Origin of the sequence: Thermoclostridium stercorarium subsp. stercorarium DSM 8532 (assembly GCF_000331995.1) — a bacterium.
Classification (GTDB): Bacteria; Bacillota; Clostridia; order DSM-8532; family DSM-8532; genus Thermoclostridium; species Thermoclostridium stercorarium.
In genome coordinates this window covers 1,475,825-1,491,544 of sequence record NC_020134.1, presented here as the reverse complement: position 1 = coordinate 1,491,544, position 15,720 = coordinate 1,475,825, and the positions used below count along the sequence as shown (strand labels likewise).

The 15,720-nt window shown below is 40.4% G+C and carries 16 protein-coding genes; all 16 read left to right on the top strand.

From position 1 onward, the window contains the following. The first annotated feature begins 10 nt into the window (after positions 1–10). Positions 11–1,003, top strand: coding sequence for a ketol-acid reductoisomerase (ilvC, locus tag CST_RS06520; protein WP_015359055.1), 993 nt, complete (start codon positions 11–13; stop codon positions 1,001–1,003). Positions 1,004–1,152: 149 nt separating this feature from the next. Beyond that, complete coding sequence (locus tag CST_RS06515; RefSeq protein ID WP_015359054.1) at positions 1,153–1,392, top strand: AbrB/MazE/SpoVT family DNA-binding domain-containing protein; 240 nt, start codon at positions 1,153–1,155, stop codon at positions 1,390–1,392. Positions 1,393–1,587: 195 nt separating this feature from the next. Then, positions 1,588–2,592 carry a deoxyguanosinetriphosphate triphosphohydrolase gene (locus tag CST_RS06510; RefSeq protein ID WP_015359053.1) on the top strand — a complete coding sequence of 335 codons (1,005 nt, stop codon included), beginning with the start codon at positions 1,588–1,590 and terminating at the stop codon, positions 2,590–2,592. A 101-nt stretch (positions 2,593–2,693) separates the two neighbouring features. After that, positions 2,694–4,490 carry a DNA primase gene (gene dnaG, locus CST_RS06505; protein WP_015359052.1) on the top strand — a complete coding sequence of 599 codons (1,797 nt, stop codon included), beginning with the start codon at positions 2,694–2,696 and terminating at the stop codon, positions 4,488–4,490. A 202-nt stretch (positions 4,491–4,692) separates the two neighbouring features. Beyond that, positions 4,693–5,859, top strand: coding sequence for an RNA polymerase sigma factor RpoD (gene rpoD / locus CST_RS06500; protein ID WP_410177104.1), 1,167 nt, complete (start codon positions 4,693–4,695; stop codon positions 5,857–5,859). 69 nt (positions 5,860–5,928) lie between these two features. Further along, positions 5,929–6,636, top strand: coding sequence for a sporulation protein YunB (gene yunB, locus CST_RS06495; protein WP_015359050.1), 708 nt, complete (start codon positions 5,929–5,931; stop codon positions 6,634–6,636). A gap of 132 nt (positions 6,637–6,768) precedes the next feature. Beyond that, the gene (locus CST_RS06490; protein WP_242823601.1) at positions 6,769–7,803 is read left to right on the top strand and encodes a P-loop NTPase family protein; all 1,035 of its coding nucleotides are present in this window, start codon (positions 6,769–6,771) and stop codon (positions 7,801–7,803) included. Positions 7,804–7,829: 26 nt separating this feature from the next. Next, positions 7,830–9,101: a TadA family conjugal transfer-associated ATPase gene (locus tag CST_RS06485; protein WP_015359048.1), complete on the top strand. Its 1,272-nt coding sequence runs from the start codon at positions 7,830–7,832 to the stop codon at positions 9,099–9,101. A gap of 197 nt (positions 9,102–9,298) precedes the next feature. After that, complete coding sequence (gene rpsB, locus CST_RS06480; protein ID WP_015359047.1) at positions 9,299–10,105, top strand: 30S ribosomal protein S2; 807 nt, start codon at positions 9,299–9,301, stop codon at positions 10,103–10,105. A 28-nt stretch (positions 10,106–10,133) separates the two neighbouring features. Beyond that, positions 10,134–10,784: a translation elongation factor Ts gene (gene tsf, locus CST_RS06475; RefSeq protein WP_015484993.1), complete on the top strand. Its 651-nt coding sequence runs from the start codon at positions 10,134–10,136 to the stop codon at positions 10,782–10,784. Between the two features lie 83 nt (positions 10,785–10,867). Next, the gene (gene pyrH, locus CST_RS06470; protein WP_015359045.1) at positions 10,868–11,581 is read left to right on the top strand and encodes a UMP kinase; all 714 of its coding nucleotides are present in this window, start codon (positions 10,868–10,870) and stop codon (positions 11,579–11,581) included. Between the two features lie 2 nt (positions 11,582–11,583). Continuing rightward, complete coding sequence (gene frr, locus CST_RS06465; RefSeq protein ID WP_015359044.1) at positions 11,584–12,138, top strand: ribosome recycling factor; 555 nt, start codon at positions 11,584–11,586, stop codon at positions 12,136–12,138. Between the two features lie 2 nt (positions 12,139–12,140). Then, the gene (locus CST_RS06460) at positions 12,141–12,335 is read left to right on the top strand and encodes a hypothetical protein (protein ID WP_015359043.1); all 195 of its coding nucleotides are present in this window, start codon (positions 12,141–12,143) and stop codon (positions 12,333–12,335) included. Positions 12,336–12,668: 333 nt separating this feature from the next. Next, positions 12,669–14,072 (top strand): serine/threonine protein kinase, encoded by a 1,404-nt coding sequence (locus CST_RS06455; RefSeq protein WP_237266395.1) that lies wholly within the window; start codon positions 12,669–12,671, stop codon positions 14,070–14,072. Between the two features lie 14 nt (positions 14,073–14,086). Then, positions 14,087–15,022: a CpaB family protein gene (locus tag CST_RS06450; RefSeq protein WP_015359041.1), complete on the top strand. Its 936-nt coding sequence runs from the start codon at positions 14,087–14,089 to the stop codon at positions 15,020–15,022. Positions 15,023–15,042: 20 nt separating this feature from the next. Further along, positions 15,043–15,717 (top strand): hypothetical protein, encoded by a 675-nt coding sequence (locus CST_RS06445; protein WP_015359040.1) that lies wholly within the window; start codon positions 15,043–15,045, stop codon positions 15,715–15,717. Positions 15,718–15,720 lie beyond the last annotated feature (3 nt).

Here is a 15,720-nt window from a genome sequence, read left to right as displayed (position 1 = left end):
AGGATTACAAATGGCAAAACTGTATTATGACAGTGACTGTGATTTAAAATTGCTGGAAAATAAAACCGTCGCAGTTATAGGTTACGGCAGTCAGGGTCATGCCCATGCCCAAAACTTAAGAGACAGTGGTGTAAAAGTAATAGTAGGTCTGGCGCCGGACTCAAAAAGCCGTGAAAAGGCAAAACAGGATGGGCTGACCGTAATGGACACCGCAGAGGCGGCAAAAGCTGCCGACATTATCATGCTTCTTGTTCCCGATCAGGTTCAGGCTGATATATATAAAGAAAGTATTGAACCAAATCTTGAGGAAGGCAATATGCTGATGTTTGCCCATGGATTCAACATTCACTACAGCCAAATAGTACCTCCTGAATACGTGGATGTAACAATGATTGCTCCGAAAGGGCCGGGTCATACCGTACGCTCACAATACCTTGAAGGACGAGGTGTACCTGCTTTAATTGCAGTACATCAGGATTATACAGGGAAAGCCCGTGAATACGCCCTTGCCTATGCTGCAGCCATTGGCGCAGGAAGGGCGGGGATTCTGGAAACTACCTTCAGAGAGGAAACAGAAACCGATCTCTTCGGTGAACAGGCAGTTTTGTGCGGCGGTATCACGGAGCTGATGAAAGCGGGGTTTGAAACCCTTGTGGAAGCGGGATATCAACCAGAATGCGCATATTTTGAATGCGTACATGAAATGAAGCTGATTGTGGACCTGATTTACCAGGGTGGTTTTGAATTTATGCGTTATTCGGTTAGCGATACCGCAGAATACGGGGACTATACCACAGGCAAAAGAATCATAAACGAAGAAAGCAGAAAGGCCATGAAGCAGGTACTTGCAGAAATTCAGGATGGAACGTTTGCATCAAAATGGATAGCAGAAAATAAAGCAGGCGGCAGGGCGAGACTTCTCACCACAAGACGTAAGGAAGCAGAGCATCTTCTTGCAAAAACAGGAAGAGAACTAAGAAAAATGATGTCATGGCTTAAATAGTATGGAGAGGTTATTCCTCTCCTTTTATTGTTTTGTATTGACAAATTTCCTGGGTTGAGGTATCTTTTTTCTTAGTGTTTAATAAAAATATTTAGAAATCAAAAAATAATTAAATTTATTATATTTTTTACTGGGGGGGTATTTTTATAATGAAAGCTACAGGATATGTCAGAAAACTTGACGCTCTTGGACGTATCGTACTTCCGAAGTCTCTCAGAAAACAGCTGAATATCAACGAAGGCGACAGCATTGAAATGTTTATTGACAATGAAGGGAACGTGGTATTGGATAAATATGTTCCCCGCTGCACATTCTGTGATAATGTTTCTGACGATATGGTGGAATACAAGGGGAGGCATATTTGCAGAAATTGTCTGAACGAAATGTAACGAGCTTCAAAGGCTGATTTCAGATTAATTTAATTAAATTCGGACAAGGACAGTATAAAAAACTGTCCTTTTTTGCAGTATCATCCTTCGAGGTTTTATATACTCAATTAAGGCGGATTATAGGCGTATTTTTTGTTTTTATCGCTTATTTCCGAATTTTTTGGGTATATATAAATAGTTGAGGTGATCGGCCTTATGACAATTCGTGAGGAAATAGAAAGGATTGAGGAAAGAATTCTTTCTCCCTATGCCACTTTGTCATCCAGATCAAAAGGCAGAGCCCATCCTGAAGAAAAATGCAGTGTCAGAACCGATTTCCAGAGAGACAGGGACAGAATTATTTATTCAAAGGCTTTCAGGAGGCTGAAACACAAAACCCAGGTTTTCATATCACCCGAAGGAGATCATTACAGAACAAGACTTACCCATACTCTTGAGGTATCGCAGATAGCAAGGACAATTGCCCGCAGCCTGAGGCTAAATGAAGACTTAACCGAGGCAATTGCGCTGGGGCATGATTTGGGGCACACACCATTTGGACATGCAGGTGAACGTGTTCTTCAGGAAATATGTCCTTTGGGCTTCAAACATAACGAGCAAAGTGTCAGGGTTGTTGAAAAACTTGAAAAAAACGGCAAAGGTCTTAACCTGACCTATGAAGTACTGAACGGAATACTATGCCACACGGGGGAACAGAAGGCCGAGACCCTTGAAGGATGTATTGTAAAATTTGCGGACAGGATTGCGTATATCAATCACGATATAGAGGATGCCATCCGGGGTGGTGTTATTTCTCAGGATGAGCTTCCCAAAAGCTGTCTGAAAGTGCTGGGAAATACATCGGGTGAGCGGATTAATAATATGATTGTGAATATTATAGAAAACAGCAGGGATAAGGGCGAAATTTCAATGAGTGACGAATTCAGGGAAGCTACCGAAGAACTGAGGAATTTCATGTTCCGCAATGTGTATATAGGTTCCAGTGCGAAAGCCGAGGAAGGCAAGGCAGAAAACCTTATTCGCAGCCTTTACTATAAATTAACTGAACAACCCGAACTTCTGCCTGCAGAGTTTTACAACAAAATAGATGAAGAAGGAATTGAACGTGTAGTTTGCGATTATATTGCCGGAATGACCGACCGATATGCGATAAATACTTTTAACTCCATATTTATACCCGCAAGATGGATGAGATTTTAACAGATTTGCATTCTTTTTTGCCATTAAATTTATTTAATTTTAATAAGAAGGATTTTAATAAAAATTGTCGAATATGATAATATAGTGTGTCCGGGGGGTTTATGAGCTATTATCCCGATGAAATAATTGAAGAAGTAAGGTTAAGTAATGATTTGGTGGAAGTGGTTTCCGAATACATCCGCCTTGAAAAGAAAGGGGGAGGGTATTTTGGACTATGCCCTTTTCACAAGGAGAAGACACCGTCTTTTCACGTTGAACCCGTAAGGCAGTTCTATTATTGCTTTGGCTGCAACCAGGGCGGTAATGTTTTTCATTTTATAATGAACATAGAAAACGTAAGTTTTCCCGATGCCGTTAAAATGCTTGCAGACAGAGCAGGAATAGTACTGCCTGAGCCCGATGACAAGGAAGAGCAGCAAAAAATCAGGCTTAGGAAAAAAATTCTTGAAGCCAACAAAGCTGCCGCAAGGTTTTACTTTTCGTGTCTCGCCTCGGAAAAGGGTAAGAAAGCACTGAAATATCTCTATGACAGAGGTCTAAGCAACCGTATTATTAAACGGTTCGGGCTTGGTTATGCTCCGGATGAATGGAGTATATTGTCAGATTACCTTCTGAAGGAAGGTTTTGACGAGTATGTGATTATCCAGTCGGGACTTGCAATTAAAGGCAGAAGCGGAAAATTAATTGACAGATTCCGGGGGAGAGTTATCTTTCCGATATTTGATATCCGTGGGAACGTTGTGGCGTTCGGCGGAAGGGTTTTGGATGATTCTTTGCCCAAATACATCAATTCTCCGGAAACTCCCTGTTACAGCAAAGGGAGAGAACTGTTCGGGCTTCATTTGGCCAAAAAAAGCAGTGAAAAAAAGCTTCTGATAGTAGAAGGTTACATGGATGTTATTTCTCTGCATCAGGCAGGTATTGATTTTGCCGTAGCTTCTCTGGGAACTGCGTTGACCAGTATGCAGGGAAGGCTTTTGAAAAAATACGCGGATGAAGTAATTCTTGGATATGATAGCGATAATGCCGGACAGAAAGCGACCGAAAGGGGGATTGAAGTACTTAACAGAATCGGCTGCCGTGTTAAGGTACTTCAAGTTCCTGACGGAAAGGATCCTGATGAATTTATAAGAAAAAATGGTCCGGAAAAGTTTAAAATGTTGATAGATCGGGCAATATCACTGTTAGAATATAAAATAAACGTGCTGAAGAATACGTATCCGCCCGACAATGAAGAAGGCAGGCTTAATTTCCTGAACGGCGTGGCAGATCTTCTTACAGAAGTGGAGAACTTTATGGAAAGGGAGATTATAATCAGGAAAATTTCCGGTACCTACGGAATTTCGGAAGACGCTCTGCACGCTGAGGTTGACAGGCGGCTTAAACAGAAACAGCGGAAGGAAAAAACCACGGAGTTTTATTCCGCCAGAAAGGAACTGACGGGTCCTGCGAAGACTCCTCAGCTTCATAAAAACGAGAATATAAGGGTCCGGTACGAGAAAATGCTGTTGGCTCTGTTAAGCCGCGAGAACAGGCTATACCATATGGCAGCTGAAAGATATCCTGCTTCTGATTACAGCGACGGAGAACTCAGGGAGATGGCAGGTATCTTGTATGAGAAATTGAAAAACGGCGAGGATTTCGTCCTCGAGCAATATATTTCACGGCTTGCATCTGAAAAGGCTTCATCACTAATTCATATATCCGAAACATTTTGTAACTTCGATGAGCCTGAAAAGGCCCTCGAAGACATATTGGAGAAACTGGAGATTCTAAAACTGGAAGAGGAAAAAAAGGATATTTTAATGCGTTTGAAGAATATTACCAATATGGAAGAAAGAAAACGGCTTCAGGAACAACTTCAGGCCATAATAAGGAAAATAGCCAATAAATGGTAAAAATACTATTCACAAACGAGAGGTGGATTAGATTAATATGGCAGATAAAAAGAATAAAAATGTTTCTGCCGGTATAACCAATGCGGATAATGTGGAAAAAAACAATGAGATGATTTCCGAAACCGCCGGTAATGGAAGTAACGCCGGTCCCGAAAAAGAAAAGCTTAATTCCGGCAAGGACAACAACGGTAAGGAAGGGAACATGAAAGAGAAAAACGATAATAATAAGGCCAAAAACGGCAATGAAAAGGAAAAAAGCAAGGAAAAAGCTTCAAATACAAAGAATACCAAAAATCCGGCAGTCAAAAAGGAGCCTGCGGTTATTCTGCGGGAACTGGCCGAATTGGGCAAGGCTAAAGGTGTGCTTACGTACAAGGAGATTATGGATGCTTTTGAAACAGTAGATCTGCCTCCTGAAAAGATTGAAAGAATTTATGATGCTCTTGAACGTATGGGAATTGACGTGGTGCCCGATATAGATGATGAGATTGAGGAAATAGATCTGGAAGAAGATCCTGAATTAAGTCTTCCCGAAGGTGTGGCCATTGACGATCCTGTGAGGATGTATTTAAAAGAGATAGGCAAAATTCCTCTGTTAACCGCAGAGGAAGAAATAGAGCTGGCCAAAAGAATGGAAGCGGGCGAAGAAGAACCGAAAAAGAGGCTGGCGGAGGCAAATTTGCGCCTTGTTGTAAGTATTGCAAAAAGATATGTGGGAAGAGGCATGCTTTTTCTCGACTTAATCCAGGAAGGAAACCTTGGGCTGATTAAGGCCGTCGAAAAATTTGATTACAGAAAGGGTTTCAAATTCAGTACCTACGCGACATGGTGGATTAGGCAAGCCATTACCAGGGCAATAGCCGATCAGGCGAGGACCATTCGCATACCCGTGCACATGGTGGAAACAATAAACAAACTGATAAGAGTATCAAGGCAGTTGCTGCAGGAACTGGGAAGAGAACCGACACCTGAAGAAATTGCCCAGGAAATGGGTATGTCGGTGGAAAAAGTGCGGGAGATTATGAAAATTTCACAGGAGCCCGTCTCCCTTGAAACTCCCATCGGCGAAGAAGAAGACAGTCACCTCGGCGATTTTATTCCTGACGATGACGCGCCGGCACCGGACGAATCGGCTGCTTTTACGCTGCTAAAGGAGCAGCTGATGGATGTGCTGGATACACTGACACCAAGGGAGGAAAAGGTTTTAAGGCTTCGTTTCGGTCTTGATGACGGGCGGGCCCGTACTCTTGAGGAAGTCGGCAAAGAATTTAACGTTACCCGTGAGCGTATACGCCAGATTGAAGCAAAAGCGCTCAGAAAGCTTCGCCACCCGAGCAGAAGTAAAAAACTTAAGGATTATCTTGATTAAAAAGGCTGGATTTAATACAAGCACCGGAATACCCCCATACCAATATATTGAATGTATGGGGGTATTTTTATGAGAAAATATCTCTACAGAGAATATATGCCGTATATCAGAAAGAGGTACAGAAACCGTTACCGTATAAATACCCTGAACAGTATGCGCATACGTGATTTTATACGTTTCTTCCGGTTAGTGGCATGTATTTTGCTTTTCTCAGCCGCGATAAGCAAAGTTTTAAACAATTTTTATGCGTCAGTTGAGAAAGTCTGTGAATTTAAGGCCGCACAGCTTGTCAATGAGTACATAGACTACGGAGTAATGTCAGCCTCATCTGAGTTTAAGGGCAGAAATTTTGTTTCTGTAAGTTATAACGGCGACGGAAAGGTCACGTCTGTTGAAACCGACGGAATGGAAATAAACCGTTTTGCTTCGGTTTTATCAGAAAACATACAAAAAGAGATTTCCGGACGGGAATCCGAAACAATAACCGTTCCGTTGGGGTCGGTTACGGGCAGCAAATTATTGTCTTCTTTCGGTTTTTCAATTCCTTTCAGAATAGTTCCGTCAGGAAAGGTTAAAGTCATGCCGGAATCGTCTTTTCACGCTTCAGGAATCAATCAGACCGTTCACAGGCTGAAAATGAACGTATACGTGAAAGTGAGAATACTATTTCCCATAACTGACAGGGAAGAAGAGATAAACAGGGAATTAATAGTGTCTGAAACGGTAATTGTTGGCGATGTTCCCGAAGTGCTACTTTCGAAAAATGAATTAAAATGAACGCTTAAGTTTCTTTTCATTAAAATATTGACATGATTAAACAAATATTGGACAATTTATTTAAAATATTCATTTAATGTATTATTTATCTTGTCTGGATTTATATTGCCAAATTTTATTTGATTCCGGGAGATGGTGACTGTGCCCCTTGTACATCTTGTATTGGCCGATCACGATTTTGAATATATTAATCGGCTTGCTCAATGGTTTATGGAAAATAAAGCCGATCGGTTCAGTGTTTCGGTTTTTACTGAAAAGGAAAGTTTTAAAAAATTTGTTTCTGCAAACGGCGGTAAAATTGACGTTATTCTCGCGTCGGAAGATTTTATAACTGATATTCCCGCAAACAACGGTACTGCCATTTTACTGGGACAAGCTTTAAGGATTAAAAATTTGCCGTTTGTGGAAAAGTATAAGCCCGCTCCGTCCATTTATTCTGAAATCCTTTCGGCCGTTTCAGCCAGTCCTGCCGAAGCTGAAAAATGGAATTCAGGAGGTAAAAGCGATCTTGTTGTATGCTTTTCTACAAATATGTATTTGAAATCGGTTTTTGCAATATTGTTGTGCCTTACGGCAAAAGAGCATGTTTATGTCAGTCTGGAATCATTTCCCTTCCATACGATGGAAGAAGATACCTATTTTAATAAAAATCTTTCAGATGTTCTGTATTACATCAAAAGCAGGAAAGGCAATCCGGTAATGGCACTGGAAAGTGCGGTTATTACACGTGAGAACTTAAGCTTTCTTCCGCCTGTGGATAATCCCCTCGATTTATGGGAGCTTACCAACGATGAAACAGACACGTTAATCGAGGCGCTGGGGTCATGGGGTCACTTTTCAAGAGTTATTGTGGATCCTGAAGTCAACGCCGGAAGTTTGACAGTTAAACTGTTAAAAGCCGCGTCGTGTATAGTGGTTCCATTTGACAAAAAACATATGCACCAAATCCCGAGGATGAAAAGAATGTTTAGCGGTATTCTTGGGCAAGACCTCGGCAAAGTAAAATGGGTTAACTGTGGAAACAGCGGAACGGTTTATCCCGAAGAACTTGACAATTATTTTGAAATCACGTGGATTGATGAATCCATTCTATCGTTGCCGTCTTTAAGTGATTTATCCCTGCAACGATTCCAGAGGAAAAATCTTGAGGATCTACTTTCAAAATAACGGCCGGTGATTGAGGGTGAGGGAAGATGAGTCACAACACCGACAAAAATTTAATTAAGGAAATACGTTACGAAGTTGTAAGAAGGACTGAGATCACAAACGCCGGAGCCGGAGGGGAAGAAATTGACACAGTACTGATGGATACGGTTGAAGAGGTTGTTTTTGAAAAAACAAGACATATGCATTTGAGCGTATCGGAAAAAAAGAAACTGGTAGAGACTGTATTCAATTCATTAAGGCGTTTCGACATCCTGGAACCGCTGCTGAAAGATCCGGAAATAACGGAAATTATGGTAAACGGGCCCGATAATATTTTTATTGAAAAAAACGGCATTTCCCAAAAAACTGATTTGAGATTTGAAACAAAAGAACAGCTTGAAGATCTCATCCAGCGGATTGTAGCCCGGGTAAACAGAAGCGTAAATGAAGCCCAGCCCATCGTTGATGCAAGGCTCCCGGATGGTTCAAGGGTAAACGTTGTTTTAAGCCCCGTTGCATTAAACGGACCATTAATGACGATAAGAAAATTCCCTGAAAAACCCCTTACAATGGAAAAACTGATAGAAGCCGGTTCAATAAGCAAAGAGGCGGCAGAACTCCTTAAAATCCTTGTTCAGGCAAAGTATAATCTCTTTATATGCGGTGGAACGGGTTCGGGGAAAACAACCTTTCTGAACGTCCTGTCAGGTTTTATACCATGTCACGAAAGAATTATTACAATAGAAGATTCTGCAGAACTGAGACTTTCAAATATAAAAAACCTGGCCCAAATGGAAACTCGCAACGCAAACACCGAAGGCGTTGGTGAAATCCCAATGAAGGCATTGATTAAAACCAGCTTACGAATGCGACCGGAAAGAATCATTGTCGGTGAAGTCAGAGGCGAGGAAGCTCTTGATATGTTGCAAGCCATGAATACCGGCCATGAAGGTTCGATGTCGACCGGTCATGCCAATTCAATCCGGGATATGCTTTCACGGCTTGAAACCATGGTTTTGATGGCTGCGCCGCTTCCTTTGGAAGCCATCAGAAAACAAATAGCATCAAGTCTCGATATTATGATTTTTCTGTCCCGTTTCAGGGACGGTACCCGTAAAGTTACCGAAATCAGCGAGGTATTGGGTTATTTTGACGGGGAAGTGAAGCTTAATTCCCTTTACAGATTTGAAGAGGAAGGCGAGGATGAAAAAGGAAAGGTTTTGGGACAGCTAAAACCAACGGGAAATAAACTTCAGAATACTGCAAAAATCAGGCAACATATCGGTAACATGCCAAATCATCCTTTGATTGACTTATGAAAAATGGCAGAAAAATTGCTTGTTGCCAAATGAATGACTGTGTGGTATACTACTTGAGAACAAAAATACACACGTAGTTTGATTTGTAAAACTGTGCCTATTGTAACCGGAGTGCAGCGTAGCTGCTTTTTTTACGGTTAGATAGGTGTTTTACAAAGGTGAAAACTACGGAGGATGAACAGGAGGTTTATAGCTTTATGTCAGTAATTTCAATGAAACAATTGCTTGAAGCAGGTGTACACTTTGGTCATCAAACAAGAAGATGGAATCCGAAAATGGCGGAATACATCTTCACAGAAAGAAACGGTATTTACATTATTGATCTCCAGAAAACAGTCAAAAAACTTGAAGAAGCTTATTATTTCCTGCGAAATGTCGTAATGGAAGGCGGAGAAGTTCTTTTTGTCGGAACGAAAAAACAGGCTCAGGATGCAATACGCCAAGAAGCCGAACGTTGTGGCATGTATTATGTAAACAACCGCTGGCTTGGTGGTATGCTGACCAACTTTAAAACCATCCAGAAACGGATAGATCGCCTCAATGAGCTTCAGAAAATGGAAGAAGAAGGTATATTTGAAGTTCTTCCTAAGAAGGAAGTAACAAAATTAAAGCTTGAAATGGAAAAGCTTGAAAAAAACCTTGGCGGCATACGTGAAATGAAAAAATTGCCCGACGTGGTATTTATAGTCGATCCCAAAAAAGAAAGAATCGCTGTTCTTGAAGCAAGAAAATTAGGTATTCCCATAATTGCAATTGTAGATACTAATTGTGATCCCGATGAAGTGGATTATGTAATACCCGGAAACGACGATGCTATTCGTGCTGTTAAGCTGATTACCTCAAAGATGGCCGACGCGGTTATAGAAGCAAGACAGGGAGAGCAGATGACACCTGTTACTGAAAGTAATGCATCCGGCGAGGAAGAAGATTTTAACCTCGAGGACATTCATATTGGTGACGAAGCAATGAATGATACCGAAAAGAAAGACGAAGACGGGGAATAATAGAATATATGGATGGGAGGATAAAATAATGAATATAACTGCTGAAATGGTTAAGGAACTCCGTGAAAGAACGGGCAGTGGCCTTATGGACTGCAAAAAGGCCCTCATTGAAAGTAACGGAGATATGGAAAAAGCCATCGAGTATTTAAGGGAAAAAGGACTGGCAACTGCTGCGAAAAAAGCCGGAAGAATTGCTGCAGAGGGTATTGTTGATGCATATATTCACGGCGGTGGAAGAATCGGTGTTCTGGTTGAGGTTAATGTTGAAACTGATTTTGCCGCTAAAAACGAGGAATTCAGAAGTTTTGTAAAAGATATTGCAATGCAGATAGCAGCAAGCAATCCTCAATATGTCAGAAGAGAAGAAGTTCCTCAGGAAGTAATTGAGCGGGAGAAAGAAATATTAATGGCACAGGCAATTAATGAAGGTAAGCCCGCTCAAATTGCGGAAAAAATGGTTAACGGCCGCCTTGAAAAATTCTTTAAGGAAGTTTGTCTGCTTGAACAACCGTTTATAAAGGATACCGACAAGACAGTTCAGGACGTCCTTAATGAGAAAATTGCAAAAATAGGTGAAAACATTAATATTCGCCGCTTTGCTCGTTTCGAAATGGGCGAAGGGCTGGCAAAAAGAGAAGACAATTTTGCCGAAGAGGTTATGAAACAGCTTAATAAATAAGGGAAATATAGGGAAAAAGGGTATATTAATAAGACATATTAATATACCCTTTTGAATGTTATCAATATTGCCGGAGGAATTATATGGGTTTAAAGTATAAACGTGTTTTACTGAAAATAAGTGGTGAAGCCCTCGCAGGAGACAAGGGATTTGGACTGGATCAGGAATTTCTCGGAGAAATCTGTTCATCAATTAAAAAGGCCACTGATATGGGAGTAGAAATTGCTATCGTCGTGGGTGGCGGCAATTTTTGGAGAGGACGCCATGGAAAAGGCATGGACAGGACTACCTCGGATCATATGGGAATGCTTGCTACGGTGATAAATGCCCTTGCCCTTGCAGACGCTCTTGAAGCAAAAGGAGTACCTACCCGTGTTCAGACAGCCATTGATATGAGAAGAATAGCAGAACCTTATATACGAGGCCGGGCTATAAGGCATTTGGAAAAAAAGCGTGTTGTAATATTTGCATGCGGAACCGGAAATCCTTATTTTACCACAGATACGGCAGCAGCGTTACGTGCGGCAGAAATTGATGCCGATGCCATCTTGCTGGCAAAAAATGTGGATGCAGTTTATGATTCCGATCCCAAAGTCAACAGAAATGCGGTTAAAATAGACAAAATAACATATCTGGAAATGTTAAACCGTCAGTTGGGCGTTATGGATTCAACGGCTTCAACTCTATGTATGGACAACAATATTCCTGTCATTGTATTCGGAATCAAAGATCCCGATAATATATTAAGGGTTCTTACAGGAGAAAATATTGGTACTTATATTGCAAGGGAGGTATAAAGATGCAGAATGAATACAAACATATCACCGAAAAAATGGACAAAACAGTGGCGATTTTAAAGGAAGAGCTTGTAAACATTCGTGCAGGTCGTGCAAATCCGCGCATTCTTGACAAGGTTACGGTTGAATACTATGGCGTACCTACCCCTATAAACCAGCTTGCAAATATCAATGTTCCCGAAGCAAGGCAGATAGTTATACAACCGTGGGATCCCAAGATTTTGTCAGAAATTGAAAAAGCCATTATTGCCTCCAATCTGGGTTTGAATCCTAACAACGACGGTAAGGTTATCCGCCTTATCTTCCCTCCTCTGACTGAAGAACGCAGAGTGGAGCTTACAAAGCAGGTTAAAAAAGTTGGCGAAAATGCAAAAGTGGCCATTCGTCAGGTTCGTCGTGACGCTTTGGAACAGTATAAAAAGATGAAAAAAAACGCTGAAATAACCGAGGATGACTTAAAGGAAATAGAAGAAGATATTCAGAAAATTACCGATAATTACATAGAAGACATTGACAAGCTTTTGGAAGCAAAAATTAAGGAAATAATGGAAGTTTAACGATGGACGAAATGTTTTTAATAGGAATGACGCTTAAAGATGCAAAAGAAGTCTTGAAGAATGACGGTATAAATGAATACAGAGTGGTTGTTACCGCGCCGCCGCGCCGCAGAAACGCTGTTGTGAACGATAATTTCAGAGTTTTAATGGTTTATCCGGAATATTCCCCGTTTACCCTTATCGTAAGTGAAGCTTAATCATATTTTCTATATTTTCAAAAAAGGGACATGTATATTGTCCCTTTTTCTTTTTCCCCTATTAAGCAACTTTTTAAGCAACAAATTATACTTTTTTTGCAACAATTCTGTTTAAATCTTACGTTCATTCCAAAAAAACGTTTATTTCATGCAATATGCTGTATATTAATGCCAAATATGATAATTTTAGTATTTGCACAGGATGAATAACTGTATTAAAATGGGAATTACACTCCGCTTTTTTTCAAAAACAACTATTATTTTACAATTACAGCAAACAATTTATCTCTCATGGTCAGTTTATCAATCCAGGGGGAGCTGTGATTGGTTGAAATGACGGGGAAAATAATAGGTGGTAAATACCAGATTGTTGATAAAATCGGCTCCGGCGGTTCAGGAGAAGTATACAAAGCCTATCATATTCATTTGAAGACCCCGTGGGCTCTGAAAGTAATACCTTATGAAAATGTTTTTGCAGAAAATGAGCTGGCTGTTTTAAAAAGGCTTAACCATCCTGCTTTTCCGAGGGTTGTGGATGTTGTCACGGAAAATGACAAATGCATAGTTGTTTTTGACTATTATGAAGGACCGAACATGCAGGAAATAATAGACCGCTATGGCAGGGTAGACGAAAAAAGAGTTTTAAAATGGGCAATCCAGATTTTGGATGCACTGTCATACTTACATAACTGCTTTCCCACCCCTATAATCTACAGAGATCTGAAACCATCAAATCTGATTGTCCTGAATGATGATACGGTTAAACTTATAGATTTTGGAGCAGCCAGACAGTTCAATGAAAGTAAAAATGATGACACGATTTATCTCGGTACTCCCGGATATGCCGCACCGGAGCAGTATGGTTCGGGCCAGACAGACATCAGAACCGATATATATAATTTCGGAATGACACTTTTTCATTTGCTTTCCGGAATTCATCCGTTAAAATGTAATGAAGTTCAGATGAAGGATTTACTGGAGGACGCAGGGGTTTCAAAAGATTTAATTTCCGTTGTCCTGAAATGCACGGCAAAAAACCCTGACGAACGTTTTATAAGCGTAGAAGAAATAAAAAACGCAATAAACTTGTTTAGTAATAAAATACATTTTATGCACCCGGCCCATCCGGCGGGGAAAAATGCGGTTGAAATAAGTGTTTCGGGAATACAAAAAGGTGTTGGAGTCACCCATTTTTGTATATTGTTTGGAATGTGGCTTAAAAACAGGGGGTACAGGACGGCAATACTGGAGTACGGTGAAAACAGCGACGCTTTATGCCTTTGCAGACTTTTGAACAAAGAGTCCCAGTTAATGAAAAAAGGATATTATGAAGTAAGGGGATTAGATATCTATCCGTCAATGGGAATCGACAAAATTGACGGTTTCAGGAGATCAGAATATGATTTTATATTGCTTGATTACGGTATTCATGACGAGTATGTTTCCAGATTGATGCCGAGAAGTGATGTAAGGCTTATAGTGGCTCCCGGAGCCGACTGGAAAATCCGGGCAGTCAGTTCGTTTGTGGAAAGGTATGATGTCATACTTAAAATGCCAAATACTTACCTCTCCTTTCCGATGCAGGATAGAAAGTCAATAAGTGTTATAAAATCCTATTTCAAAAAAGTTAACATATTAGCCCTTCCTTATGCGGTTAATCCATGGAAAATCAACCCGGCGATAAGCAAAGAAATTGAAAATATATACAACAGAATATTTCAGGTTGGAAATTCATGACAGAAGGTGAAATCATGGCTTTTTTTCGCAGGAAAAGAATGCGTACGGTATTATTATCAATGCTGATATCGCTTCTGGTCATAATTCTGTTTTCAGTCGCCTACTGCATTTTTAGGCAGAGACTTGGCAGAACGGTTAATGAATACGAGGAAAATTTGGAAAAGTTAAGGCTTGACCTTTACTCACTGAACAGACTTGTCTATATACCAAAACAGGATATTCCCTCGGGAACGGTTTTAACCAGGGATATGTTTGATATTGTTGAAATGAAACTGAACATCCCCCAGGCGGAATTTATTGATGAAACAGACATGGGAAAGGTGAACATGATTTATTTGCCTGCCGGAACACCTGTTTTAAAAATGACAGTGGCAGATGAAAAATTACCTGACGACTTGCGGGAACTGGAGTTTAATATGTTTCTTGTACAGTCAAACCAGAAAAAGGGTGATTTCGTCGATGTACGCATTGTTTTTCCTAACGGCGAAAACTATATTGTACTGAGCAAAAAAAAGATCGTTGATATTATTCCAGAAGAGAACACTATAAGGCTGTGGCTCGATGAAACTGAAATTCACAATATCAGCAGCGCAATAATAGATGCATATATTCATCCCGGCACAAAACTGTATGTTACCAAATATGTAATGCCTGAACTGCAGGAAGCGGCCATACCGTTTTACGCGGCGAACGAGGCAGTATTGAATTTAATGCATAAGGATCCCAATATTGTTGAAAAGGCTTCGGATGCTCTTGCAAGAGAATTAAGAGCTTCTCTTGAAAGAAATTTAAATTCAGTGGCCGCTGAAAACATTGGCAGGGTTTCATCAGGAGTCAGTGAAGAAATGTCAAAAAGTAAAAAAATAATTCAGCCGACAGAAAATTCTGACTCTGATACGAATACTTATACTAACCATGAAAACAGTGAAGAAACTGAATTTTACAATTAAACGGAAAAAGGATGGTTACAATGACCGGTACTACTTTAATAGGTTTTGCAGGGTTCTGCAAATCGGATATTATGCTTTACCTGTCTCGGATTTTGCATATATCAGGCAGTAAAGTTGCGATAATTGACAGGTCAAACGAACAGGAGCTGCGTTACTGTGTTCCCGATGGTGCAAATTGTGGAAATATGGCAGAATACAGGAACGTGGACATTTATTTTGATTACTGTAAAGGCAGTATAGCCAATCTTCCGTTAACAGAATACTCCGCTGTTTTAATTGATTTGGGTGTAAATTATGACACTTATGAGGATATTAAATCACTTAAAGTACTGTATATAGTTTCCGACTTAAACAGGTATCACATTATGCCACTTTCGGCATGGATTAAAAATCTGACCGAAAAACCTGATGCCGTTCGAATTTTAAGAGACACGGTTTTTGGAAAAATCAGAGCGGAATACATTGATTTTGTTTTGGGGACTCGTGAATTTACAAACCTTGTCGGAGCATATGAATTTGCTTTTGACGAAATTGAATATTCAACAAGGCTTTCAGCTCAGTATGACGATATATTCAAATTCCAAAGAATTCCAAAGTGTTTCAAAAAAATGCTTACCGACTGCATGACCGAAATTTTCCAAATCGAGCCGAAAACAGCGTTCTATGCGCTGAAAAAAGCTCAGGCAGGAGGGTAAAAA